Genomic DNA, 22,733 nt, shown 5'->3' on the forward strand with positions numbered 1-22,733 from the left:
CGGCTGAGCTGTCGGTGGCGGTCGATAGAGTCACCGGCATGGCACGAATTGCGGTGATCGGCGCCGGGACGGGCGCCATGGCGGCGGCCGCCCGGCTCGCCGTCGCGGGCAACAAGGTGACGGTGTACGAGCGGTCCGCGAGCTACGGCGGCTCGCTCGGCCGCCATGAGCACGAGGGCTTCGTCTTCGACACCGGGCCCGGGCTGCTGCATCTGCCCGCCGTCCAGCGCGACCTCTTCGTCAAGACCGGCAAGGAGTCCCTGGAGCAGTGCGTGACGCTGACCCAGGTCGACCCGGCGAGCCGTCACCTCTTCGCCGACGGCACGGCGGTGTCCCTGCCCAACGCCTCCCGCGCCAAAGTGGCCTCCGCCTTGGACGCGGCGCTCGGAGCCGGTGCCGGTGAGCGGTGGAGCGGGTTCCTGGAGCGGGCCAGGGACGCCTGGGACCGGTCGCGGCGGCCGCTGCTGGAGGAGCCGCTGCGGGCGGACCACCAGGTGCTGGGCCGCGACCCGTATCCCGCGCTCAAGCAGCGGCGGCTCCTGCGCACCCGGCAGGCGGCCACCGTGGCGGAGATCGGCGCCTGGGAGCTGGCGGACGCGCGGCTGGCCGCTCTGCTCGACGCGTACGCCCTGTCGTACGGCCTCGACCCGCGCACCGCGCCCGCGAGCGCCGCGCTGCTGCCGTACATGGAGCAGTCCTTCGGCAGCTGGTACGTGATGGGCGGGATGCGGGAGCTGGCCCGGGCGGTGTACGAGCGATGTGTGGCGCGGCGGGTGGAGTTCTTGTTCGGGGCCGAGGTGGTCCGGGTCGTGGAGAAGGACGGCCGGGCGGCGGGCGTGGAGCTGGCCGGCGGTGAGGTGGCCGAGGCGGACCGGGTGGTGCTCGGAACACGGCCGCACGCGGATCTGGTGCCGGGTCAGCAGGTGTGGGGCGCGGACGATGTGCGGGTCCGGGCGGGTGCGGCGGTGCCCGGGCGGTTCGTGGTGCTGCTGTCGCTGCGCGGGGGCCGGGAGGCGGACGCGGTGCACCGGACCGTGGTGCACAGCACCGACGCGGCGGCGGAGCAGGAGGCGGTGTTCGGCGGCCGGGTCGCCGCGCACCCGACGGTGACGGTGCTGCGTCCCGACGACCCGGCGACCCGGCCGGACGAGGCGCACGAGGCGGTGACGCTGAGCGCGGTGGTGGCTCCGCAGGGCCCGGTGGAATGGATGGACCCGGCGGTGCGGCGGCGGTTCGCGGACGCGCTGGTGGAGCGGGCGGAGGCTGCGGTTCCGGGGCTGCGGGAGCGGATCCTGCACATGGAGGTCCGTACGCCTGCGGAGACGGAGGCGGATACAGGGGCCGAGGGTGGTGCCGTGCCGCCGCCGGCGCTGGCCGGTGCGCACGGCGCGTATCTGCACCCCGGCAACCTCACCCGGCTGCCGGGGCTCTATCTGGCGGGCGGCTGGTCGCACCCGGGCGGCGGGCTCGCGCACGCCGGGATGTCGGGGACGCTGGTGGCCGGACTCGTGGTGGAGGGCGACGGCTTCCGCGGCTCCCAGTGAGCGCCGCCGCCCCCAAGGGCCCGCCTCAGTAGCGGTACTGCTCGTTCTGGCCGGTGTCGTACCCGTTGCCGTTGCTCCGGCCGTACGGAGCCGGCTGCTCGGGCTCCACCGGCGGGTACTGCTCGGCGTCGCGCTGCTGCGGGACCCAGACGCCGCCGGGCGGGGTGTCGGTGGTGTAGGCGTCCGCGCCGTAGCTCTGTGCGTAGGGGTCGACGTGGTCCTGCTGGCCCCCCTGGCTGTCGTAGCCGTTGCCGCCGTTGCCGTAGGCGTCGTAACCGGCGTAGGAGGACGTCCCGTTGGTGGTGCCGATGTACGGGTCGGAGTAGGCGGCGTAGCTCTGCTGGCCGGTCGTGCCGTAGTCGTACGGGCCCGTGTAGGTGTCCTGGGCCTGCTGCGGGTCGTAGCCGGTGTACGGGTCGTACGCGGCGAACTGCGGCGGGCCCGCCTGGTCCGGCTCGTATGCGTGCTGGTCCTGGCCGCCGGAGCCGTTCGTCCCGTAGCCCGAGTCGCTGTACACGCCGTACTGGCCGGTGTCGTCGGGCATCGGCTGCGGCTCGTACACCGAGGTCGGCTCGTCGGACACGGCGGCCGGGGTCCCGGTTCCGTGGCCGAAGGAGTCGAAGCCGGAGTCGGCGGCGGGGTCCGAGACCTCCAGGCCGGAGACCTCCAGCGTGGGCTCCTTGGCGGCCGCGCGGTCGCGGCCCTTTCGGCGGCGGCTCTCGCCCGGGCTGCCGCCTATGGCCCAGCCGGTGGAGAAGCCGCGCCGGAAGGAGAGCGTCACATAGGTCTGGCCGGTGGCGAAGGCGAGAGTGCCGACGACGATGACCGGGACGGAGGCGAGCAGGACGCCCATGACGACGCCGAGGAAGCCGCCGAAGGCGAGGAGCCGCCAGCGCAGCCGCGCCTTGTACTGCAGCAGCACCTCACCCAGCAGCCACAGCGCCACCAGACCGAATGCGATGTAGAGGACCGTCCAGCCCACGCCCGCCCCCTCCTGCGGCCGCAGCCGCTCGGGGGCGGGTACGGCCGGTCACGACTGCTTGTGCAGTCCGAGATTCTCGTAGATTTCGAGCGTTGCCGTCGAGTTGTTGAGCGTGATGAAGTGCAGCCCGGGTACACCCTCGGACAGCAGTTTCGCGCAGAACTCCGTTGCGAACTCGATACCGATGGAGCGTACAGCGGCCGGATCGTCCTTGACCGCGAGGATGCGCTCTTTAAGCGGCTCCGGGACGGTCGCGTTGCTGAGCTGCGAGAATCTTTCCAGTTGCTTCACACTGGTGAGCGGCATGACCTCGGGAATCACCGGTGTATCGCAACCGGCGGCGACCACCCGGTCACGCATCCGGAGATAGTCCTCCGGGCGGAAGAACATCTGGGTGATCGCGTAGTCGGCCCCGGCCCGGCACTTGTCGACGAAGTGACCGATGTCGGTCTCCCAGTCGGTGGAGCGCGGGTGCATCTCGGGGAACGCGGCGACGCCGACGCAGAAGTCGCCGGACTCCTTGATGAGGCGGACGAGATCGGCCGCGTACGTCACGCCCTGCGGGTGCTCGACCCACTCGCCCATCGGGTCGCCGGGCGGGTCGCCGCGGACCGCGAGGATGTTCCTGATCCCGGCGTCGGCGTACTGGCCGATCATGTTGCGCAGCTCGGCCACCGAGTGGCTGACGGCGGTGAGGTGGGCGACCGGGGTGAGCGTGGAGTCGGCGGCGATCTGCTGCGTCGCGCGCACGGTCCCGGCCCGGGTGGAACCACCGGCCCCGTAGGTCACCGAGACGAAGCTCGGGCGCACCGACTCGATCCGGCGCAGCGCGTTCCAGAGGTTGCGCTCGCCCTTCTCGGTCTTGGGCGCCCAGAACTCGAAGGAGTACGAGGTCTTGCCGGTCGCGAGAAGGTCACGCACCGTGCGTGCGTGGTCCGTCCTGGTGGAAGCTGTCCCAAGGGCCATATGGCGAGGTTAACCAGGGGGTGGACACTCCCCCAACCAGAGCGGCCGAGATTGTCTCGTTTTGCCGGTTTGCCGTCCACCCCTTGGGACAAAGGCGCCCCGGAGAGCTCGTAAGACCTGCTCAGAGGGTGTGCGCCCGGATCCGCTCCGCCAGGTCGGCGGTGGCGGCCGCCGGGTCGTCCGCCTCGGTGATCGCCCGGACGACCACGATGCGGCGGGCGCCGGCCTCCAGCACCTCGTCCAGGTTGCCCGCGTCGATCCCGCCGATCGCGAACCAGGGGCGCGGCTGTGCCAGGGAGGCAGCGTACCGCACGAGGTCCAGGCCGGGGGCGTGGCGGCCGGGCTTGGTGGGGGTGGGCCAGCAGGGGCCGGTGCAGAAGTAGTCCACGCCGTCCTGGGCGACGGCGGCGTCGACCTCGGACTCGGCGTGCGTGGACCGGCCGATCACCTTCTCCTGGCCGATGATCGCGCGGGCGGCGCCCACCGGCAGGTCGCCCTGGCCGAGGTGGAGGACGTCGGCGCCGATGGCGTGGGCGACGTCGGCGCGGTCGTTGACGGCGAGAAGCTTGCCGTGGCGCCGGCAGGCGTCGGCGAAGACCGCGAGGTGCTCCAGCTCCTCGGCGGCCTCCATGCCCTTGTCCCGGAGTTGGACGATGTCGACGCCACTGGAGAGCACGGCGTCCAGGAAGGCCGGGAGGTCGCCCTGGCGCTTACGGGCGTCCGTGCAAAGGTAGAGCCGGGCGTCGGACAGCTGCTCGCGAGGCGTGGGCATGGTGGAGTCCCCCCGTGGTCGTGGCGGAGCACGGGCCGCGCACCTCGCGGGGCCCGTACGCCGCTTCGTGTCGTTCTCGGTCAGACGGCGAGCGCCTGGGCGCGGCGCTTCACCTCCGTACCGCGATTCTCGCTCAGCGCCTGTGCGGGCGTGCCGGGCAGGGTCGGGTCGGGAGTGAAGAGCCACTCCAGCATCTCTTCGTCGGAATAGCCGTCGTCCCTCAGGAGGGTCAGGGTGCCGGAGAGGCCCTTGACCACCTTGTCGCCGTCGATGAAGGCGGCAGGCACCTGGAGCGTCCGCTTCTCCCCACGGCGTACGGCGATGAGCTGGCCATCCCTGACCAGCTGCCGAACACGCGTCACCTCGACATCGAGCTTTTCCGCGATGTCGGGGAGGTGGAGCCAGGCGGGGACGAGAGCATCGGTCTTTGCGTCAATCTCGGTCACATGGACAAGCGTGCCATCCCGGACTGACAGCCGGTAGCCGGGCCGACCGTACGGGGGTCGGCCCGGGGTGTCACAAGGCGGTGGACTTCAGCGGTACGGCCGGGTCGGCGACCCGCCCGGGGTCGAGGACGGCCCCGGACTCGATGAGCTTGCGGCCCTGGGCGAGGTCGCGCGGGCGGCCGACCGCGAGGACGGCGACCAGCGCGCCGGCCTCCAGCCAGCACACCGACCAGGTGTCCTCGGTGCCGTCGCCGCGCCACACCAAGGTGTCGGCATGGGCGTGGTGGCCGGCGTACTGCACGAAGCGGCCGAACTGCTCGGACCAGAAGTACGGGACGGGGTCGTGGACCGGCAGCGGAGCACCGCTCTCCGTGGCGAGGATCGCGGCGGCCGCGGTGCGCGGGCCCTGGAGGGCGTTGTCCCAGTGGTGGATCAGCAGGCGTTCGCCGTAGCGGGCGGAGGGGAAGGAGGCGCAGTCGCCGACCGCGTAAACGTCGGGCAGCGAGGTGCGCAGCGCGCTGTCGGCGGTGATCGAGCCGTCCGGGCCGCGTTCGATCCCGGAGCCGGCGAGCCAGCCGGTGGCGGGGCGGGCGCCGATGCCGACGACCACGGCTCCGGCGGGCAGGGCGCGGCCGTCCGCGAGGACCACCGTGCCGTGCTCGACGCGCTCGACGCGGGCGTCGGTGAGGAGTACGGCGCCGCTCTCCGCGTACCAGTCGGCCATCGGCGCGGCGACCTCGGCGGGCAGGGTTCCGGCCAGCGGGCGGGCGGCGGCCTCGACGACAGTGACCGCGCAGCCGGCGGCGCGGGCCGCGGTGGCGAACTCGGCGCCGATCCACCCGGCGCCGACGACCACCACGTCGTGCTGCTCCTCCAGGACGGGCCGCAGCCGGGCGGCGTCGTCCAGCGTGCGCAGCAGATGGACGCCGGGGACGCCTTCGGTGCCGGGCAGGGCGATGGGCTCGGCACCGGTCGCCAGGACCAGGACGTCGTAAAGGACGGGGCCGTCGGCGGTGTCCAGGACGTGGTCGGCGGCGCGCAGAGCGCTGACGTCCAGGCCGAGGCGCAGCGTGATCTCCAGCGCCTCGAAGTCGACGTCGAAGGCGGAGTCCTCGGCCTTGCCGAGCAGCACCGCCTTGGACAGCGGCGGCCGGTCGTAGGGCTGGTGGGGTTCGGCGCCGATCAGGGTGACGGGACCGGTGAAGCCGGCTTCCCGCAGAGCGACGGCGGTCTGTACGCCCGCCATGCCCGCTCCGACGATCACGACGTTCCGTGCCGGCTGCCCAGCCATGTGCTCTTCCGTCTGCTCGCTCACGTGTCCCACTCTATTCAGCTGACGCGACGTCAATGGGTGACTTCTTCCACCACACTTGTCCCGCTGCCTTCCTGTGACTCCCATTCCCAGCGCTCCGCCAGCCGCACGCGGCCGTCCGCGAGGTCCACGACGGTGGAGAGGCAGTGTCCGGAAGAGGTGGTTCCGTCCTGCTTGAGCTGGACGTAGCGGAAGTCGAGTTCATCTCCTTCGCGGGTGCCGATGAGCCGGCCTCGGACCACGTCACCGCCCGTGTACTCGGCCCAGATCACGCCGTCCTGCTCGTGGTACGTGAAGCGGGTCCGGGTGCCCACCTGGCCCGGGGCCTGGTCGGCGACGGGTGAGAGGACGAGTCCGTCGAGCGAACGGGCCACGGTGGCTGCTCCCTTGCTGGGTGAGAGGCGGGTGGGTTTAGGGTGGCCAAGGTAGAACACTCGCGGGAGCCCGGACGCACCGGGCTGAGAGGGAGGCTGAAGCGCCTCCGACCGTACGAACCTGATCCGGGTCATGCCGGCGAAGGGAGGGGCTGGACACCCATGCGCGTCTCGGGGAAGACCTCCGGAATCCCGGCGGAAAACTCAGGAACCGATGTCCTCGTCATCGGTGGCGGCATCATCGGCCTGGTCACCGCGTGGCGGGCGGCCCAGCGCGGGCTGACCGTCACCGTGGCCGATCCCGATCCGGGCGGCGGCGCCGCCCGGGTCGCGGCGGGGATGCTGGCCGCCGTCACCGAACTGCACTACGGCGAGGAGCTGCTCCTCGGCCTCAACCTGGCCTCCGCCGCCCGCTATCCGGAGTTCGTCGCGGAGCTGGAGGCGGCGAGCGGCCGGGAGACCGGCTTCCGTACCTGCGGGACGCTCGCCGTGGCGCTGGACTCCGACGACCGGGCGCATCTGCGGGAGCTGCACGCGCTCCAGGAGCGCTCGGGCCTGGAGTCGGTCTGGCTGAGCGGCCGTGAGTGCCGCCGGCTGGAGCCGATGCTCGCGCCGGGTGTCCGGGGCGGGCTGCGGGTGGACGGTGACCACCAGGTGGATCCGCGCCGGCTGGCCACGGCGCTGCTGGCCGCGTGCGAGCGGGCCGGCGTGGTGTTCCGCAGGGCGTCCGCCGAGCGGCTCAGCGTCGCCGGAGGCCGGGCCTCCGGAGCGTCCCTCGGTGACGGTACGGAGGTCGAGGCCGACCAGGTCGTCCTCGCGGCGGGCAGCCTCAGCGGGCGGCTCGCGGGCGTGCCCGAGGAGGTCCTGCCGCCGGTCCGCCCGGTCAAGGGCCAGGTCCTGCGGCTCTCCGTGCCACCGGCGTACGCCCCCTTTCTCAGCCGGACGGTGCGTGCCGTCGTCCGCGGCGGCCACCTCTACCTCGTACCGCGCGAGAACGGCGAGCTGGTCGTCGGCGCCACCAGCGAGGAGATGGGCTGGGACACCACGGTCACCGCCGGCGGGGTCTACGAGCTGCTGCGCGACGCCCACGAGCTGGTGCCCGGCATCACCGAACTGCCGCTCACCGAGACCCGCGCCGGCCTGCGACCCGCATCGCCCGACAACGCCCCGCTGCTCGGCCCGACCGCCCTGCCCGGTCTCCTCCTCGCCACCGGCCACCACCGCAACGGCGTCCTGCTGGCGCCCGTCACCGGCGACGCGATGGCCGAAGCGCTGACCACCGGCGAGCTGCCCGAGGTGGCCCGCCCCTTCGCGCCGGGCCGGTTCACGTCCGCCGTCGCCACCCCCGTACTCCAGGAGCAGTCCGCATGACCCCACAGGTATCCGTCTCGGTCAACGGGGAGCCGCGCACGCTCGACGCGGGCACCGCGCTGGACCGGCTCGTCGCCTCGCTGACCGCCGCGCCCTCCGGGGTCGCCGCCGCCGTCAACGAGAGCGTCGTGCCACGCGGCCAGTGGGCCGCCACCACGCTCGGCGAGGGCGACCGCGTCGAGGTCCTGACCGCCGTCCAGGGAGGCTGACCATGTCCGACGACGTCTTCACGCTGGGACCGGCCACCTTCGGCTCCCGGCTGATCATGGGCACCGGCGGAGCGCCGAGCCTGGAGGTGCTGGAGCGGTCGCTGATCGCCTCCGGGACCGAGCTGACCACCGTCGCCATGCGGCGGCTCGACCCGACCGTGCAGGGCTCGGTCCTCTCCGTGCTGGAGCGGCTCTCCATCCAGGTGCTGCCGAACACGGCGGGCTGCTTCACGGCCGGCGAGGCGGTGCTGACCGCACGGCTGGCCCGGGAGGCGCTCGGGACCGACTGGGTCAAGCTGGAGGTGGTGGCCGACGAGCGGACGCTGCTGCCGGACCCGATCGAGCTGCTGGACGCGGCGGAGATCCTGGTCGACGACGGGTTCACCGTGCTGCCGTACACCAACGACGACCCGGTCCTGGCCCGGAAGCTGGAGGACGTCGGATGCGCGGCGATCATGCCGCTCGGCTCCCCCATCGGCTCCGGGCTCGGCATCCGCAACCCGCACAACTTCGAGCTGATCGTGGAGCGGGCCGGAGTGCCGGTGATCCTGGACGCCGGGGCCGGGACGGCGTCGGACGCGGCACTGGCGATGGAGCTCGGGTGCGCGGCGGTGATGCTCGCCTCGGCGGTGACCCGGGCGCAGGAGCCGGAGCTGATGGCGGGTGCGATGCGTCACGCGGTGGAGGGCGGTCGGCTGGCGTACCGGGCGGGGCGCATCCCGCGCCGCCACTTCGCCGAGGCGTCGTCGCCGGTGGACGGGCGGGCGGCGCTCGACCCGGAGCGGCCGGCTTTCTGAGCGCCGGTACGTGGTCGGGGGCGCTGCCCCCGGGCCCCCGCTCCTCAAACGCCGGAGGGGCTTGAATCACCTCCCGACCTGGGACGTGTCCCTGTCACGGATCGGCTGCAGAACGGCCCCGGGAATGCCCCGGCCCGTCCGGGCTGTCGGTGGCGGCTCGTAGACTCTCGGGGTGGACACGACCCTCCAGGACCCTCTCGTCGGGCAGCTGCTCGACGGCCGGTATCGCATTGAGGCGCGCATCGCCGTCGGCGGGATGGCCACGGTCTACCGGGCCGTGGACACCCGCCTGGACCGGGTGCTCGCCCTCAAGGTGATGCATCCGGCGCTCGCCGTCGACGTCGCCTTCGTCGAGCGGTTCATCCGCGAGGCCAAGTCGGTGGCCCGGCTCGCGCACCCCAACGTCGTCGCGGTCTTCGACCAGGGCGCGGAGGGTGCGTACGTCTATCTCGCGATGGAGTACGTGTCGGGCTGCACCCTGCGCGACGTCCTGCGCGAGCGCGGCGCCCTCCAGCCCCGGGCCGCGCTGGACATCCTGGAGCCGGTCCTCGCCGCGCTCGGCGCCGCGCACCGGGCCGGGTTCGTGCACCGCGACATGAAGCCGGAGAACGTCCTGATAGGCGACGACGGCCGGGTCAAGGTCGCCGACTTCGGGCTGGTCAGGGCGGTCGGCACGGCCACCGACACCACCGGATCGCTGCTCGGCACGGTCTCGTATCTGGCGCCGGAGCAGATCGAGCACGGCAGCGCCGACACCCGCAGCGATGTGTACGCCTGCGGCGTCGTGCTGTACGAGATGCTGACCGGCGCCAAGCCGCACACCGGCGAGAACGCCGCCCAGGTCATCTACCAGCACCTCAACAACGACGTCCCGGCCCCGTCCGCCATGGTGCCGGGGCTGCCGGTCGCGCTGGACAGCCTGGTGGCGAGCGCCACCGCCCGCAATCCCGAGGTGCGTCCGCACGACGCGGTGCTGCTGCTGGCCGAGGCCCGTGAGGCCCGTGCCGGGCTGACCGAGGCCGAGCTGGACGCCGTACCGCCGCAGGCGCTCTCGGACAGGCACGACGGCGCACAGGACCGTACGAGCGTGATCCCGCGGGCCCTTCCGGCGGACGGGCCGGGCGACGGCGTGCACCGCACCAGCCGGCTGGAGATGCCACCGCCGGTCGCACCGCCCCGGCGCAGGGCCGCCCGGCGCGGCCCGTTCGGCGGACCGCACCGCAAGCTGATCACGATCATCGCCGCCGTCCTGGTGACGCTCGGCGTCGGCGTGGGCGTCTGGTACATCAACTCCGGCCAGTTCACACAGGTCCCCGCGCTGCTCGGCCAGACCCAGAAGGTGGCGGAGCAGCGGCTCTCGGACGAGGGGCTCGGGCTGAAAGGCGTGGAGAGGGTCTTCAGCGACACCGTCGAGCGAGGTTCGGTGGTCGGCAGCGATCCCGCCTCCGGTGACCGGATCCGCGGCAACGGCTCGGTGAAGCTCGTCGTCTCGCGCGGCCCGGAGATCGTCCGGGTCCCCGATGTCGCGGGCTCCTCCCTCGCGGACGCCAAGCGCTCCTTGAAGAAGGTGGGCCTGCTCCCCGGCATGGTGACCAAGGAGTTCAGCGAGGAGGTGGCGCGCGGCGAGGTGATCCGTACGGAGCCGCGCGCGGGTACCGACCGCAACCCGGACACCGCCGTGGCCCTGGTCGTCGGCAAGGGCAGCCCGATCGACGTGCCGGACGTCACCAGCCTCTCGGTCGAGGACGCCGGCGTGGAGCTGGAAGGAGCGGGGCTGAAGGTGGAGGTGCTGCCCGGCCGGGTCAACTCCGCCGAGGCCGACGGAGACATCGCCAAGCAGTCCCCGGGCGCCGGCGACGAGGCGGCGGAAGGCGACACGATCGAGCTGACCGTCTCCAAGGGCCCGCGGATGCTGGACGTCCCCGATGTCACCGGCCGGGACGTCGACGAGGCCAGGGCCACCCTGGAGGAGGCGGGCTTCGACGTGAAGGTCGACCGGCCGTTCCTCTCCTTCAGCAACACGATCGCGAGCCAGTCCGTGGACGGCGGCGAACAGGCGCCCGAAGGCTCGACCATCACCATCAGGACCAGAGGGCTCTAGAACGACATGCGAAAGCCGGAAGCCATACATGCGTAACCCTGTAGGCGGACACGTCCCCGTGGCCGGCGGTCTCGCCAAGGTCGGCCTCTCCTACGCCCGTGAGCTGGCGGCCGAGACCGTGCAGGTCTTCGTCGCCAATCCGCGCGGCTGGGCGACGCCCGCCGGGAACCCGGCGCAGGACGAGCTGTTCCGCTCGGAGTGCGCGGCCGCGTCGATACCGGCGTACGTCCACGCCCCGTATCTGATCAACTTCGGCTCGCACACCGAGGCGACCGTCGAGAAGTCCGTGGAGTCGCTGCGCCACTCGCTGCGGCGGGCCCGGCAGATCGGCGCTCTGGGCGTGGTGGTGCACACCGGATCGGCGACCGGCGGACGGCCCCGCTCCGAGGCGCTGGCGCAGGTGCGGGAGCACATGCGGCCGCTGCTGGACGAGCTGACCCATGACGACGACCCGTATCTGCTGCTGGAGTCCACGGCGGGCCAGGGCTCCTCGCTCTGCTCCCGTACGTGGGACTTCGGGCCGTACTTCGAGGCGCTGGACGCCCACCCGAAGCTCGGCATCTGCCTGGACACCTGCCACATCTACGCGGCGGGCCACGATCTGACCGGCCCGTCCGGGATGCGGCAGACGCTCGATCTGCTGGTGGAGACGGTCGGCGAGGGCCGGCTGAAGCTGATCCACGCCAACGACTCCAAGGACGTCGTCGGCGCGCACAAGGACCGGCACGAGAACATCGGCTCCGGTCACATCGGCGCCGAGCCGTTCCGGGAGCTGTTCAGGCACCCGGCGACCGAAGGCGTACCGCTGATCATCGAGACGCCCGGCGGCAAGGAGGGCCACGCGGCGGACGTGGCCCGGCTGAAGGAGCTCCGGAAGGGCGTCCGGAAGTAGCCCTGGAGCTGCAGAAGCCCTAGAGTTCGGGGCCGTCCCCGGGCTCCTCCTGGTAGGAGTAGCGCTGCTCGCTCCAGGGGTCGCCGATGTTGTGGTAGCCCCGCTCCTCCCAGAATCCGCGCCGGTCGGCCGTCATGTACTCCACGCCCCGGACCCACTTCGGGCCCTTCCAGGCGTACAGGTGCGGGACGACGAGGCGGAGCGGGAAGCCGTGCTCGGCGGTGAGGAGGTCGCCGTCCTTGTGGGTGGCGAAGAGCGTGCGCTCGGAGGCGAAGTCGGCCAGGCGCAGGTTCGAGGAGAAGCCGTACTCGGCCCAGACCATCACATGGGTGACGTCCGGCGCCGGTGGTGCCAGGTCGAGCACCGTACGGGCGAGGACCCCGCCCCATTCGGCGCCGATCATGCTGAACTTCGTCACACAGTGCAGATCGGCGACGACCGAGGAGAACGGCAGCGCCGAGAAGTCGTGGTGGTTCCAGCAGTGCTTGTCGCCGTCGCCGGTGGCCCCGAAGACCCGGAACTCCCAGCGCTCCGGTTTGAACTTGGGAACGGGCCCGTAGTGGGTGACCGGCCATCCGCGCTGCAGGCGCTGTCCCGGCGGAAGCTCGGACTGCTCTGATTCGCGGTTTTCCCGGCTTTCCGGCTGACCCATGTCTCCATGGTGACAGACAGGCAGGGGTGGTCATGACCAGGGCAGACCTCCACGGGGTCAACTCGTACTAAGCGTGCACTTACTGGACGGCCGGTGAGTGCGGTGCGAGGATGCGGCCACCTTGTCGATCACGCTTGGAAGGAGCCTCTGCGATGCAGGGCGACCCCGAGGTCCTTGAGTTCCTCAATGAACAGCTGACCGCCGAACTGACCGCTATCAACCAGTACTTCCTGCACGCGAAGATGCAGGACAACTTCGGCTGGACCAAGCTCGCCAAGTACACCCGGGCCGAGTCCTTCGACGAGATGAAGCACGCCGAGATCCTCACGGACCGGATTCTCTTCCTGGACGGGCTGCCGAACTACCAGCGGCTCTTCCACGTCCGGGTGGGCCAGACGGTCACCGAGATGTTCCAGGCTGACCGCCAGGTCGAGGTGGAGGCGATCGACCGCCTCAAGCGCGGGATCGAGGTGATGCGCGCCAAGGGGGACATCACCTCGGCGAACATCTTCGAGTCCATCCTGGCGGACGAGGAGCACCACATCGACTACCTCGACACCCAGCTGGAGCTGGTGGAGAAGCTCGGTGAGCCGCTGTACATCGCGCAGCTGATCGAGCAGCCGGAGAGCTGAACCGGGCCGGTCGGAGAGATCCGGAACGCCGGAGAAACGGTCAGGCGGCGTCGGGAAGCCGGGTGTCCTGGGCCGCCACCGGCAGGACCATCGGGTGGGCGACGGAGGCCGCCGCGGGTTCCCGCTGCTGGCTCACGAGGTCGCGGCGCGAGCAGTCGCGCCCCAGGATGGCCTGGATCCGGCGGACACAGCCGCCGCAGTCGGTGCCGGCCTTGCAGGCCGAGGCGATCTGGCGCGGGGTGCAGGCCCCGGCGTCCGCGTGCTTCTTGACCTGCGCCTCGGTGATGCCGAAGCAGGAGCAGACGTACATGCGGTTCACCTCCCTGCGGGCCGGTCGCTGATGCCGTCCCCGTCTTCGTCGGTGAGGCTAACCTAACCTTACCCGTCTGGCGAGCCGCGCAAAAGCCCGGGAACGGCCTGTGGGGCACGGATCACATGGATCCGTGCCCCACAGGTGCGACCGGCGGAAACACCCGCCGGACCGCTTACTGGTCGCGGTACATCTCGGCGACGAGGAAGGCCAGGTCGAGCGACTGGCTGCGGTTGAGCCGCGGGTCGCAGGCCGTCTCGTAGCGCTGGTGCAGGTCGTCCACGAAGATCTCGTGGCCGCCGCCCACGCACTCGGTGACATCGTCGCCGGTCAGCTCCACGTGGATGCCGCCCGGGTGGGTGCCGAGGCCCTTGTGGACCTCGAAGAAGCCCTTCACTTCGTCCAGGACGTCGTCGAAGCGGCGCGTCTTGTGGCCGGAGGCGGCCTCGAAGGTGTTGCCGTGCATCGGGTCGGTCACCCACGCCACGGTGGCGCCGGATGCGGTGACCTTCTCGACCAGCTCGGGCAGCTTGTCGCGGACCTTGTCGGCGCCCATGCGGACGATGAAGGTCAGCCGGCCGGGCTCGCGCTCCGGGTCCAGGCGGTCGACGTAGCCGAGCGCCTCGTCGACCGTGGTCGTCGGGCCGAGCTTGATGCCGATCGGGTTGCGGACCTTGGAGGCGAACTCGATGTGCGCGCCGTCCATCTGGCGGGTGCGCTCACCGATCCAGACCATGTGGCCGGAGGTGTCGTACAGCTCGCCGGTGCGCGAGTCGGTGCGGGTCAGCGCCGTCTCGTAGTCCAGCAGCAGCGCCTCGTGCGAGGCGTAGAACTCGACCGCCTTGAACTCGGCCGGGTCGGTGCCGCACGCCTTCATGAAGTTGAGCGCGTTGTCGATCTCGCGGGCCAGGGCCTCGTAGCGCTGGCCGGCCGGGGACGACTTCACGAAGTCCTGGTTCCAGGCGTGCACCTGGCGCAGATCGGCGTAACCACCGGTGGTAAAGGCGCGGACCAGGTTCAGTGTGGAGGAGGACGCGTGGTACATCTGCTTCAGCCGCGCCGGGTCCGGGATCCGGGCCTCTTCGGTGAAGGCGAAGCCGTTCACCGAGTCGCCGCGGTAGGTCGGCAGGGTCACGCCGTCGCGGGTCTCGGTCGACTTGGAGCGCGGCTTGCTGTACTGGCCCGCGATCCGGCCGACCTTCACCACCGGCACGGAGGCCGCGTAGGTCAGGACGGCGCTCATCTGGAGCAGCGTCTTCAGCTTGGCCCGGATGTGCTCGGCGGACACGGCGTCGAAGGCCTCGGCGCAGTCGCCGCCCTGCAGCAGGAACGCCTCGCCCTTGGCGACGGCTCCCAGGCGGGCGCGCAGCTGGTCGCACTCGCCCGCGAAGACGAGCGGCGGATACGACGCGAGGTCCGCGAGTACATCGCGCAGGGCCTCGGAGTCGGGGTACTCGGGCTGCTGCGCCGCGGGAAGGTCTCGCCAGGTGTTGCCACCGGCGACGGAGGTATTGGCGTTCACGGTCACATGGACCACATTACGGGGTCGCGCGGGGCGTCCATTCGAGCGCTCAATAGTTGAGACACCCGCTCCGATGCCCGGAACGTCCGCTAGGGTCGCAGCATGTCGACGCAACAGATCCAGATCTCGATCCAGAACTGGTGGTGGACCGCTCATCCGGCGGCCCGCTGAATCATCGCGCTGACAGACACCGCGAAGGCCGCCCGAGGGGCGGCCTTCCTGCGTTTCCGGGCCGTTCCTCTCCCCCGTGAATCCCGTACGGGCCTTCCTCGTACGGACCCGCCCGGAAGGAACCCGCCCATGTCCCGTACCGCCGCGCCACGCACCGCCGCCGCCTCCGGCCTGGTGAGCCGCCTGCTCGCCGACGACGCTCCGCCGTTCGCCCTGCTGCGCCGGCGTACGCCCGGTCGTGACCACGATCACGTGGAGGTGCTGATCGGCCAGGTGCGTCAGGCGGAGCGGCTGGCCGATCTACCGGTGGGCGAGCGGCCCGCGCTCGCTCTGGTGCCGTTCCGGCAGATCGCCGAGCGCGGCTTCGACGTACGGGACGACGGGACGCCGCTGAGCGTGCTGGTCGCGGAGGAGAGTCACGAGCTGGAGCTCTCGGACGTGCTGGCCGCGCTGCCGGCGCATGACGTACAGGTGGAGGACCGCGGGTTCGACGTGCCGGACGCGGAGTACGCGGAGATCGTGCGGCGGGTGATCCGGGACGAGATCGGTCAGGGCGAGGGCGCGAACTTCGTGATCCGGCGGACGTTCCGCGGCGAGATCCCGGGGTTCGGGCGGGCCGATGCGCTGGCGCTGTTCCGGCGGCTGCTGGCGGGCGAGCGGGGCGCGTACTGGACGTTCGTGGTGCACACGGGAGGCAGCGGGCCCGAAGGGGCCTCCGTCTCGGGGCGGCGGCGGGCGACGGGTGGGCGCGTGCTGGTCGGGGCCAGCCCTGAGGTGCATGTGCGGATGTCCGGCGGGACCGTCGTGATGAACCCGATCAGCGGGACCTACCGCTACCCGGCCGAAGGACCGACCGCCGAGAGCCTGCTGGCCTTCCTCGGGGACCGCAAGGAGAGCGAGGAGCTGTCCATGGTGGTCGACGAGGAGCTGAAGATGATGTGCACGGTCGGTGACATGGGCGGCGTGGTCGTCGGGCCACGGCTCAAGGAGATGGCCCACCTCGCTCATACGGAGTACGAGCTGCGGGGCCGCTCCTCGCTGGATGTACGGGACGTCCTGCGCGAGACCATGTTCGCGGCGACCGTCACCGGCTCACCGGTGCAGAACGCCTGCCGGGTCATCGAGCGGTACGAGCACGGCGGACGCGGTTACTACGCGGGCGCGCTGGCGCTGCTGGGCCGGGACGCGAACGGAGCGCAGACGCTGGACTCGCCGATCCTCATCCGGACCGCCGACATCGCCTCGGACGGCTCGCTCAAGGTGCCGGTCGGCGCCACGCTCGTACGCCATTCCGACCCGGAGAGCGAGGTCGCCGAGACCCACGCCAAGGCCGCCGGAGTGCTGGCGGCGCTCGGCGTGCGGCCCGGACGGCCGGAGGCGGAGGCGGGCCGTCCGCAGCTGGCCGCCGATCCTCGGGTGCAGGCGGCGCTGGACGACCGGCGCGGCGGGCTCGCGCCGTTCTGGCTGCGGATGCAGGAGCGGACCCAGGAGCTGACCGGCCACGCGCTGGTGGTGGACGGCGAGGACACCTTCACCGCGATGCTGGCCCATCTGCTGCGCTCGTCCGGCCTCGATGTCTCGGTGCGCCGGTACGACGAGCCGGGGCTGCGCGAGGTGGTGCGGGCGCATGCCGGGCCGGTCGTGCTGGGCCCCGGTCCCGGGAATCCCGGTGATCTCGCGGACCCGAAGATGCGGCTGCTGCGGGAGCTGGCGGCCGGGCTGGTCCGGGAGCACCGGCACGGGCTGCTGGGCGTCTGCCTCGGCCACGAGCTGATCGCGGCGGAGCTCGGCATGGAGATCGTGCGCAAGGCGGTGCCGTACCAAGGCGCGCAGACGCGGATCGAACTGTTCGGGCGGCCGGAGACGGTCGGCTTCTACAACAGCTTCACCGCTCGGTGCGACGGTCCGGCCGCCGCTGAGCTGGCCGCGCACGGCATCGAGGTGAGCCGGGACGAGGAGAACGGTGAGCTGCACGCGCTGCGCGGACCCGGCTTCGCCTCGGTGCAGTTCCATCCGGAGTCGGTGCTGACCGTGCGAGGGGCCGCGATCGTGACGGAGCTGCTGGCGGGGCTGCCGGTGCTGAGCTGAGTTTCCACGTTCACCTACGCGGCACGAGCACGTTCTCGCTGTGGCGGCGGGCCAGGTAGTCGGTGACGTTCTGTACGGTCGCGTCGATGATCTGGCCCACCGCGTCCTCGGTGTAGTACGCCTGGTGTGAGGTGACGATGACGTTCGGGAAGGTCACCAGGCGGGCCAGCGTGTCGTCGTCGACGCCCTCCAGGGACTTGTCCAGGAAGAAGAGCCCGGCCTCCGCCTCGTACACGTCGAGTCCGACGCCGAGGAAGCGTCCGGCCCGCAACTCGGTGACCAGCGCGGCGGTGTCGATGAGGCCGCCACGGCTGGAGTTGACCAGGATCGCGTCGTCCTTCATCGACTTCAGAGCGGCCTCGTTGATGATGTGCTGGGTGGCGGGGAGCAGCGGCACGTGGAGGCTGATCAGGTCGGCCTCGGCGAAGAGCCGCTCCTTCTCCACGTACTCCATGCCCAGCTCCAGGCAGGCCGGGTTCTCCACGACGTCCCAGCCGAGCAGCTTCATCCCGAAGCCGTGAGCGATCTTGGCGAACGCCTCACCGATCTTGCCCGTGCCGACCACGCCGACGGTCCGGCCGTGCATGTCGCGGCCGAGCAGCCCGTCGAGCCGGAAGTCGAAGTCGCGGGTGCGGCTCGCGGCCCGGATCACGCGCCGGTTGGCCGCCATGGCCAGGGTCCAGGCGAATTCGGCGACCGAGTACGGCGAGTAGTACGAGACCCGGGCGACGCGCAGGGCCAGCCGCTCGGCCACGTCCAGGTCGATGTTGTTGAAGCCGGTGGAGCGCTGGGCGATCATCTGCGTGCCGCCGGTGGCCAGGGTCTGGAGGACCTGGGAGCCGAGGTCGGCGTTGACGCTGGTGGAGATGATCTCGTAGCCGGCCGCGATGGGAGCGGTGTCCCGGTTCAGGAAGACGTCCAGGCAGCGCACCTCGTGCAGCCCGGCGAAGGCCTTCTCGATCAGGGGCTTCTCGTCTGACTGCACACCGAACGCCAGGATCTCCATAGCGCGAATATAAGGCTCCGCTCCGGGGCGCGCCTGCGGGCCGCCGTCCGGGCCGGAGGTCCCGGTCAGACGTCGTCGAGGCCGCGCTCGATCGCGTACCGCACGAGCTCCACCCGGTTGTGCAGCTGGAGCTTGCCGAGGGTGTTCTGCACATGGTTCTGGACGGTGCGGTGCGAGATGACCAGGCGTTCGGCGATCTGCTTGTACGAGAGTCCCTTGGCGACCAGCCGCAGCACCTCGGTCTCCCGGTCGGTGAGCTGCGGGGCCTTGGGCTCGTCGGAAGCGGCGGGTGCGGGGTCGGAGGCGAGCCTGCGGTACTCGCCGAGGACCAGGCCCGCGAGGCCCGGAGTGAAGACCGGGTCGCCGTTGGCGGTGGAGCGGACGGCGTCGGTCAGCTCCTGGGTGGAGGCGGACTTGAGGAGATAGCCGGTGGCGCCGGACTTCACGGCCTCCAGGACGTCGGCGTGCTCGCCGCTCGCGGAGAGGACCAGGACGCGCAGGCCCGGGTGGGAGGGGACCAGCTCCTTGCAGACCTGGACGCCGGGCATGCCGGGCAGGTTCAGGTCGAGGACCAGGACGTCCGGGCCCACGGCCTTGGCGCGGCGGACCGCCTGCGGGCCGTCGCCGGCGGTGGCGACGACGTCGAAGCCGGACTCGGCGAGGTCGCGGGCGACGGCGTCGCGCCACATCGGGTGGTCGTCGACGACCATGACCTTGATCGGCCGGTCGGCGGCCTCCGCGCCGTCCTGCTTCGGTACGTTCTGCGCCGCCGCGTCCTGTGGTGCGTTCTGCGTGCTCATCGGGCCGATCCTGCCTTCCCCCGGGAAACCTGTGCTTTCGGAACCTTCAACTCGACCTCGGTGCCTTGTCCCGGCACCGAGATCACCTCGGCCGTGCCGCCGAGATCGCGCAGCCGACCACGGATGGAGAGCGCGACCCCCATCCGCCCCTCCCCCTCCGCCTGGGCGAGGCGGCCCTCCGGGATGCCGGGGCCGTCGTCCCGGACCGTGACGATGACCTCGCCGGGCTCGTCCTCGACCAGGATCCACGCCTGCGCCCCGTCGCCGGCGTGCACCCGCACATTGTCCAACGCGGCACTGACAGCGGCGGCCAGCTCACGGGCGGCCTCCGCCGGCAGGACCACCGGAGCGCCGGGCTCCGCGAAGCTGGTACGGGAGCCGGCGTGCGGCGCGAGGAGAGCGCGCAGGTCGCAGGTGGCGCCGTCGTCCGGGCTCTCCTCGTCCACGTCGACCGTGCGGACGACGGCTCCCTCGGCGGCGTCCTCGGAGACCCGGGTCGGCGGGACCAGGCCGCTGGAGACCAGGGTGCGCAGGGCCACCTCCTGCTCGCCGGCCATCCGGCCCAGCTCCGCCGCCTCACCGCCCATCGCGGTGCCCCGGCGCTGCACCATGGCCAGGACCTGGAGCACGCTGTCGTGGATGTCCCGGGCCAGACGCTCGCGTTCGCGGGTCGCGGCCTCGATCTCCAGGGCGCGGGCCAGGGTGCGTTCACTGGCGCGGGCGACCTCGACGACGTACCCGATGGCGATGGAGGCGACCCAGACCAGCAGGACGTTGTGGAAGGTGTCCCGGCTGGGCTCGCCGCGCTGGATGATGTTGGCGACGGCGACGAAGGTGGAGGCGAAGGCGGCCCACCGCCAGCCGCCCTTGATGGCGAAGGCGAGGACCGCTCCGGCCGTCCAGATCGACGGCAGCGTCGGGCCGTCGAAGGTCTGGGAGTGGATGTCGGCGACCGGGGTCAGCATGATCCCGGCCAGCGCGACGACCAGGTCCGCGCCGAGGAAGCGCTTGGTGCAGCTCGCGGCCGAGCGGACCTTCGGCAGCGTGGCGAGCGTCCACACGGCGAGGAACGCGAGGTAGGCGAAGGCCACCCAGGGCCGCTCGAACGGCTGCCGGCCCTGGTGGTCCTTGCCGAAGAGCGCGAGCAGCACCGCGTAGACCATCGTCAGTACGCGGTAGCCCGTCAGCGCACGCCACAGCGGCTGCTCGACCGACATCCGTACGACCCGCTCACGCTCGGCCATTTCGCCCACCCCCCGACGGTGTACGACGCGCTTACGCGCCGGACCGTTCCGTTCCGCTCTCGTCGTCCGCGCGCCCCTGGCTCTGCGCGCGCCCGCTCTCGTCATTCGCGGCCGGTGCCTGCTTGCGGTCGCGCTTGGCCTCCTCCGCCTTCGCCTTCGCCTCGTCGGCGATCTGGCGCTTGGCGGCGGTGGCGTAGATGTCCACGTACTCCTGGCCGGAGAGCTTCATGATCTCGTACATGACCTCGTCGGTCACCGAGCGCAGGATGAAGCGGTCGCCGTCCATGCCGTGGTAGCGGCTGAAGTCCAGCGGCTTGCCGATCTTGATACCGGGACGCATCAGCTTGGGCACCACCTGGCCGGGCGGCTGGATCTTCTCGGTGTCGATCATCGCGACCGGGATGACCGGCGCGCCGGTGGCCAGCGCCACCCGGGCCAGGCCGCCGGGCTTGCCGCGGTAGAGGCGGCCGTCGGGCGAGCGGGTGCCTTCCGGGTAGATGCCGAAGAGGCCGCCGCTCTCGACGACCTGGATGCCCGCCTTGATCGCGGCCTCACCGGCGCCTCGGGCTCCGGAGCGGTCGACGGGCAGCTGGCCGACGCCCTTGAAGAAGGCGGCGGTGAGCTTGCCCTTCACACCGGGAGCCGTGAAGTACTCGGCCTTGGCGATGAACGTGACCTTGCGGTCCAGGACGGCCGGAAGGAAGAACGAGTCGGAGAAGGAGAGATGGTTGCTCGCGAGGATCGCCGGCCCCCGCTCGGGGATGTTCTCCAGGCCCTCCACCCACGGCCGGAAGGCGAGCTTCAAGGAGCCGCCGATGGAGAACTTCATTGCGCCGTAGATCAACTGCTCTGCCTCCTGTGTGCTGTGGCTCAGACCCTATCCCGGGGCGTGCGCGGGGTCCGTGTCCCGGGGCGTGCGCGGGGTCCGTGACGGCCCTGGTCGGTGTCGGTCCGGTCGCGTACGGTGAAGTCATCCGTCAAGCACCCCCCCGGTGCGCGCCCCCGCCCCCGCCTCACCTCACGAACAGGAGACCCCGGTGCCGGTCCTCCCTGGAGCCGAGCCGTTCCGCCACGAGGGCGGAGAGGTCGGCGTCCTCCTCTGTCATGGCTTCACCGGCTCGCCGCAGTCCCTGCGTCCCTGGGCCGACTACCTCGCCGAGCGCGGGCTGACCGTCTCGCTGCCGCTGCTGCCCGGTCACGGCACGCGCTGGGAGGACATGACGGTCACCGGCTGGCAGGACTGGTACGCGGAGGTGGACCGCGAGCTGCGGCTGCTGCGTGAGAAGTGCGAGCGGGTCTTCGTCTTCGGCCTCTCCATGGGCGGCGCGCTGTCCCTGCGGCTGGCGGCCAAGCACGGGGACGCGATCAGCGGTCTGGTGCTGGTCAACCCGGCCAACAAGGTGCACGGCCTCTCGGCGTACGCGCTGCCGGTCGCCCGTCATCTGGTGCGTACGACGAAGGGCGTGGCCGACGACATCGCGCTGCCGGGCTCGCACGAGGTGGGCTACACCAAGGTGCCGTTGCACGCGGCGCACTCGGTGCGGAAGTTCTTCCGGCTGGTCGACGGCGAGCTGCCGCAGGTGACCCAGCCGGTGGTGCTGCTGCGCAGCCCGCAGGACCATGTCGTACCGCCCGCGGACAGCGCGCGGATCCTGAGCCGGATCTCCTCCACGGATGTTTCCGAGATCCTCCTGGAACAGAGCTACCACGTGGCGACGTTGGACCATGATGCGGAGCGGATCTTCGATGAGAGCTACCGGTTCATCGGCCGTCTCGCACCGAGCGTCGGGATGAAGGGGAGCACGTCCGGTGGCTGAGCACGACGCGGAACGCACAGGCAGCGACGAGGAGCGCGAACCGCGCCCCACGGAGAGCGCGGCCGTCCCGGAGGGGACGACGAAGCCGGCTGTCCCGGAAGGGGCCGAGCCGGAGAAGAAGCCGGACGAGGAGCGGGTGATCGACGAGGACGCGGCCTGGGCCGCGATCGTCGCGGGGTACGGGGAGGAGCCGCCGGACCCGCCGGGGGCCAAGCCGTTCAAGTCCATCGAGGATCTGGCCCTGCTGGAGGACGACCAGCGCAATGTGGTCGGGCCGGAGGAGGGCCGGGCCGGGAGTCCGGCGGACAAGGGGGCCGGGAAGTCGCCGAAGCCGCCGGAGAAGAAGCCGCTCGGCAGCTCCGTCGTCTTCGCGCCCGGTGTCGCCGGTCCGCGCGACTACGAGCTGCCCGAGTCCAAGGACGACGGCGTCGACGCGCCGGACGACGGCGAGGAGGGCCACTTCGTGCCTCCGGAGCCGCCGCCGCTGCCGGAGGCCGACACCACGGCGAAGTTCGCCTGGCTCGCGGTGCTCGGCGGGCCGGTGCTGATGCTGCTCGCGGTGCTGCTCCAGTGGGAGATGACGTGGTGGCTCACCACGATCTGCATCGGCGGCTTCCTCGGCGGCTTCGCCACGCTGGTGGCCCGGATGCCGCACGACGACGATGACGACACCTACGGCGACCCGGGCCGCGGCGCGGTCGTGTAGGGGGTGTCTTGTCGGTCAG

The 22,733-nt window shown here is 71.6% G+C and carries 24 protein-coding genes and 1 riboswitch; of the genes, 11 read left to right on the forward strand and 13 right to left on the reverse strand.

What is annotated here, in order from left to right; genetic code table 11:
* The first annotated feature begins 38 nt into the window (after positions 1–38).
* Positions 39–1,544 (forward strand): NAD(P)/FAD-dependent oxidoreductase, encoded by a 1,506-nt coding sequence (locus tag ABZ267_RS16220; RefSeq protein ID WP_356751839.1) that lies wholly within the window; start codon positions 39–41, stop codon positions 1,542–1,544.
* Positions 1,545–1,569: 25 nt separating this feature from the next.
* Here the strand turns inward: ABZ267_RS16220 and ABZ267_RS16225 are convergent, their stop codons facing one another.
* The 6 genes from ABZ267_RS16225 to ABZ267_RS16250 all read right to left on the reverse strand — a co-directional run bounded on the left by ABZ267_RS16225 (position 1,570) and on the right by ABZ267_RS16250 (position 6,396).
* A complete protein-coding gene (locus tag ABZ267_RS16225) occupies positions 1,570–2,526 on the reverse strand; it encodes a hypothetical protein (RefSeq protein WP_356751837.1) in 957 nt (318 codons plus the stop codon).
* 48 nt (positions 2,527–2,574) lie between these two features.
* Positions 2,575–3,492: a methylenetetrahydrofolate reductase [NAD(P)H] gene (gene metF, locus ABZ267_RS16230; protein WP_356751835.1), complete on the reverse strand. Its 918-nt coding sequence runs from the start codon at positions 3,490–3,492 to the stop codon at positions 2,575–2,577.
* A 121-nt stretch (positions 3,493–3,613) separates the two neighbouring features.
* Positions 3,614–4,264 (reverse strand): thiamine phosphate synthase, encoded by a 651-nt coding sequence (gene thiE / locus ABZ267_RS16235; protein WP_356751833.1) that lies wholly within the window; start codon positions 4,262–4,264, stop codon positions 3,614–3,616.
* Between the two features lie 80 nt (positions 4,265–4,344).
* Positions 4,345–4,710 (reverse strand): Rv2175c family DNA-binding protein, encoded by a 366-nt coding sequence (locus tag ABZ267_RS16240; protein WP_128847804.1) that lies wholly within the window; start codon positions 4,708–4,710, stop codon positions 4,345–4,347.
* A 70-nt stretch (positions 4,711–4,780) separates the two neighbouring features.
* Positions 4,781–6,025: an FAD-dependent oxidoreductase gene (locus tag ABZ267_RS16245; protein WP_356751831.1), complete on the reverse strand. Its 1,245-nt coding sequence runs from the start codon at positions 6,023–6,025 to the stop codon at positions 4,781–4,783.
* Positions 6,026–6,054: 29 nt separating this feature from the next.
* Positions 6,055–6,396: a hypothetical protein gene (locus ABZ267_RS16250; RefSeq protein WP_356751829.1), complete on the reverse strand. Its 342-nt coding sequence runs from the start codon at positions 6,394–6,396 to the stop codon at positions 6,055–6,057.
* A gap of 52 nt (positions 6,397–6,448) precedes the next feature.
* Positions 6,449–6,561: riboswitch (TPP riboswitch) on the forward strand.
* Between ABZ267_RS16250 and thiO the strand changes: the two genes are divergently transcribed.
* The 5 genes from thiO (at position 6,559) to ABZ267_RS16275 (ending at position 11,766) form a co-directional block, all read left to right on the forward strand.
* Positions 6,559–7,767 (forward strand): glycine oxidase ThiO, encoded by a 1,209-nt coding sequence (thiO, locus tag ABZ267_RS16255; RefSeq protein WP_356751827.1) that lies wholly within the window; start codon positions 6,559–6,561, stop codon positions 7,765–7,767. (Overlaps the previous riboswitch by 3 nt.)
* Positions 7,764–7,976 carry a sulfur carrier protein ThiS gene (gene thiS / locus ABZ267_RS16260; protein WP_356751825.1) on the forward strand — a complete coding sequence of 71 codons (213 nt, stop codon included), beginning with the start codon at positions 7,764–7,766 and terminating at the stop codon, positions 7,974–7,976. The genes thiO and thiS overlap by 4 nt, the downstream gene beginning before the upstream one ends.
* Before the next feature lie 2 nt (positions 7,977–7,978).
* Positions 7,979–8,773 carry a thiazole synthase gene (locus ABZ267_RS16265; protein ID WP_109977368.1) on the forward strand — a complete coding sequence of 265 codons (795 nt, stop codon included), beginning with the start codon at positions 7,979–7,981 and terminating at the stop codon, positions 8,771–8,773.
* A 172-nt stretch (positions 8,774–8,945) separates the two neighbouring features.
* Positions 8,946–10,874 carry a Stk1 family PASTA domain-containing Ser/Thr kinase gene (gene pknB / locus ABZ267_RS16270; protein ID WP_356751823.1) on the forward strand — a complete coding sequence of 643 codons (1,929 nt, stop codon included), beginning with the start codon at positions 8,946–8,948 and terminating at the stop codon, positions 10,872–10,874.
* A gap of 28 nt (positions 10,875–10,902) precedes the next feature.
* A complete protein-coding gene (locus ABZ267_RS16275) occupies positions 10,903–11,766 on the forward strand; it encodes a deoxyribonuclease IV (RefSeq protein ID WP_356751821.1) in 864 nt (287 codons plus the stop codon).
* 19 nt (positions 11,767–11,785) lie between these two features.
* Here the strand turns inward: ABZ267_RS16275 and ABZ267_RS16280 are convergent, their stop codons facing one another.
* The gene (locus ABZ267_RS16280; RefSeq protein ID WP_356751819.1) at positions 11,786–12,418 is read right to left on the reverse strand and encodes a sulfite oxidase-like oxidoreductase; all 633 of its coding nucleotides are present in this window, start codon (positions 12,416–12,418) and stop codon (positions 11,786–11,788) included.
* Positions 12,419–12,570: 152 nt separating this feature from the next.
* Here ABZ267_RS16280 and bfr point away from each other — a divergent pair, with 152 nt between their 5' ends.
* Entirely contained in the window at positions 12,571–13,050 is a 480-nt protein-coding gene (gene bfr, locus ABZ267_RS16285; protein ID WP_356363861.1) for a bacterioferritin, read from the forward strand.
* Between the two features lie 40 nt (positions 13,051–13,090).
* Here bfr and ABZ267_RS16290 read toward each other — a convergent pair whose 3' ends face one another.
* A complete protein-coding gene (locus tag ABZ267_RS16290) occupies positions 13,091–13,360 on the reverse strand; it encodes a (2Fe-2S)-binding protein (RefSeq protein ID WP_356363864.1) in 270 nt (89 codons plus the stop codon).
* A gap of 175 nt (positions 13,361–13,535) precedes the next feature.
* On the reverse strand, positions 13,536–14,882 hold the full coding sequence (locus ABZ267_RS16295) for a class II 3-deoxy-7-phosphoheptulonate synthase (RefSeq protein WP_026241475.1): 1,347 nt from the start codon (positions 14,880–14,882) through the stop codon (positions 13,536–13,538).
* A gap of 102 nt (positions 14,883–14,984) precedes the next feature.
* Here ABZ267_RS16295 and ABZ267_RS16300 point away from each other — a divergent pair, with 102 nt between their 5' ends.
* The gene (locus ABZ267_RS16300; protein ID WP_106429850.1) at positions 14,985–15,053 is read left to right on the forward strand and encodes a trp operon leader peptide; all 69 of its coding nucleotides are present in this window, start codon (positions 14,985–14,987) and stop codon (positions 15,051–15,053) included.
* Between the two features lie 129 nt (positions 15,054–15,182).
* On the forward strand, positions 15,183–17,141 hold the full coding sequence (locus ABZ267_RS16305) for an anthranilate synthase family protein (protein WP_356751817.1): 1,959 nt from the start codon (positions 15,183–15,185) through the stop codon (positions 17,139–17,141).
* Positions 17,142–17,151: 10 nt separating this feature from the next.
* On the opposite strand, the gene ABZ267_RS16310 is transcribed toward ABZ267_RS16305, so the two are convergent.
* The 4 genes from ABZ267_RS16310 to ABZ267_RS16325 all read right to left on the reverse strand — a co-directional run bounded on the left by ABZ267_RS16310 (position 17,152) and on the right by ABZ267_RS16325 (position 21,020).
* On the reverse strand, positions 17,152–18,147 hold the full coding sequence (locus ABZ267_RS16310) for a 2-hydroxyacid dehydrogenase (RefSeq protein ID WP_356751815.1): 996 nt from the start codon (positions 18,145–18,147) through the stop codon (positions 17,152–17,154).
* A gap of 65 nt (positions 18,148–18,212) precedes the next feature.
* Complete coding sequence (locus ABZ267_RS16315; protein WP_356751813.1) at positions 18,213–18,947, reverse strand: response regulator transcription factor; 735 nt, start codon at positions 18,945–18,947, stop codon at positions 18,213–18,215.
* Positions 18,944–20,191 carry a DUF5931 domain-containing protein gene (locus ABZ267_RS16320; protein WP_356751812.1) on the reverse strand — a complete coding sequence of 416 codons (1,248 nt, stop codon included), beginning with the start codon at positions 20,189–20,191 and terminating at the stop codon, positions 18,944–18,946. The genes ABZ267_RS16315 and ABZ267_RS16320 overlap by 4 nt, the downstream gene beginning before the upstream one ends.
* A 31-nt stretch (positions 20,192–20,222) precedes the next feature.
* Entirely contained in the window at positions 20,223–21,020 is a 798-nt protein-coding gene (locus tag ABZ267_RS16325; protein WP_356751852.1) for a lysophospholipid acyltransferase family protein, read from the reverse strand.
* A 208-nt stretch (positions 21,021–21,228) separates the two neighbouring features.
* Between ABZ267_RS16325 and ABZ267_RS16330 the strand changes: the two genes are divergently transcribed.
* Positions 21,229–22,008 (forward strand): alpha/beta fold hydrolase, encoded by a 780-nt coding sequence (locus ABZ267_RS16330; protein WP_356751810.1) that lies wholly within the window; start codon positions 21,229–21,231, stop codon positions 22,006–22,008.
* Positions 22,001–22,714 carry a hypothetical protein gene (locus ABZ267_RS16335; protein ID WP_356751808.1) on the forward strand — a complete coding sequence of 238 codons (714 nt, stop codon included), beginning with the start codon at positions 22,001–22,003 and terminating at the stop codon, positions 22,712–22,714. The genes ABZ267_RS16330 and ABZ267_RS16335 overlap by 8 nt, the downstream gene beginning before the upstream one ends.
* The last annotated feature ends 19 nt before the right edge of the window (positions 22,715–22,733 follow it).

It is taken from the genome of Streptomyces sp. NPDC006174, assembly GCF_040614075.1.
In the GTDB taxonomy this organism is placed as follows: Bacteria; Actinomycetota; Actinomycetes; order Streptomycetales; family Streptomycetaceae; genus Streptomyces.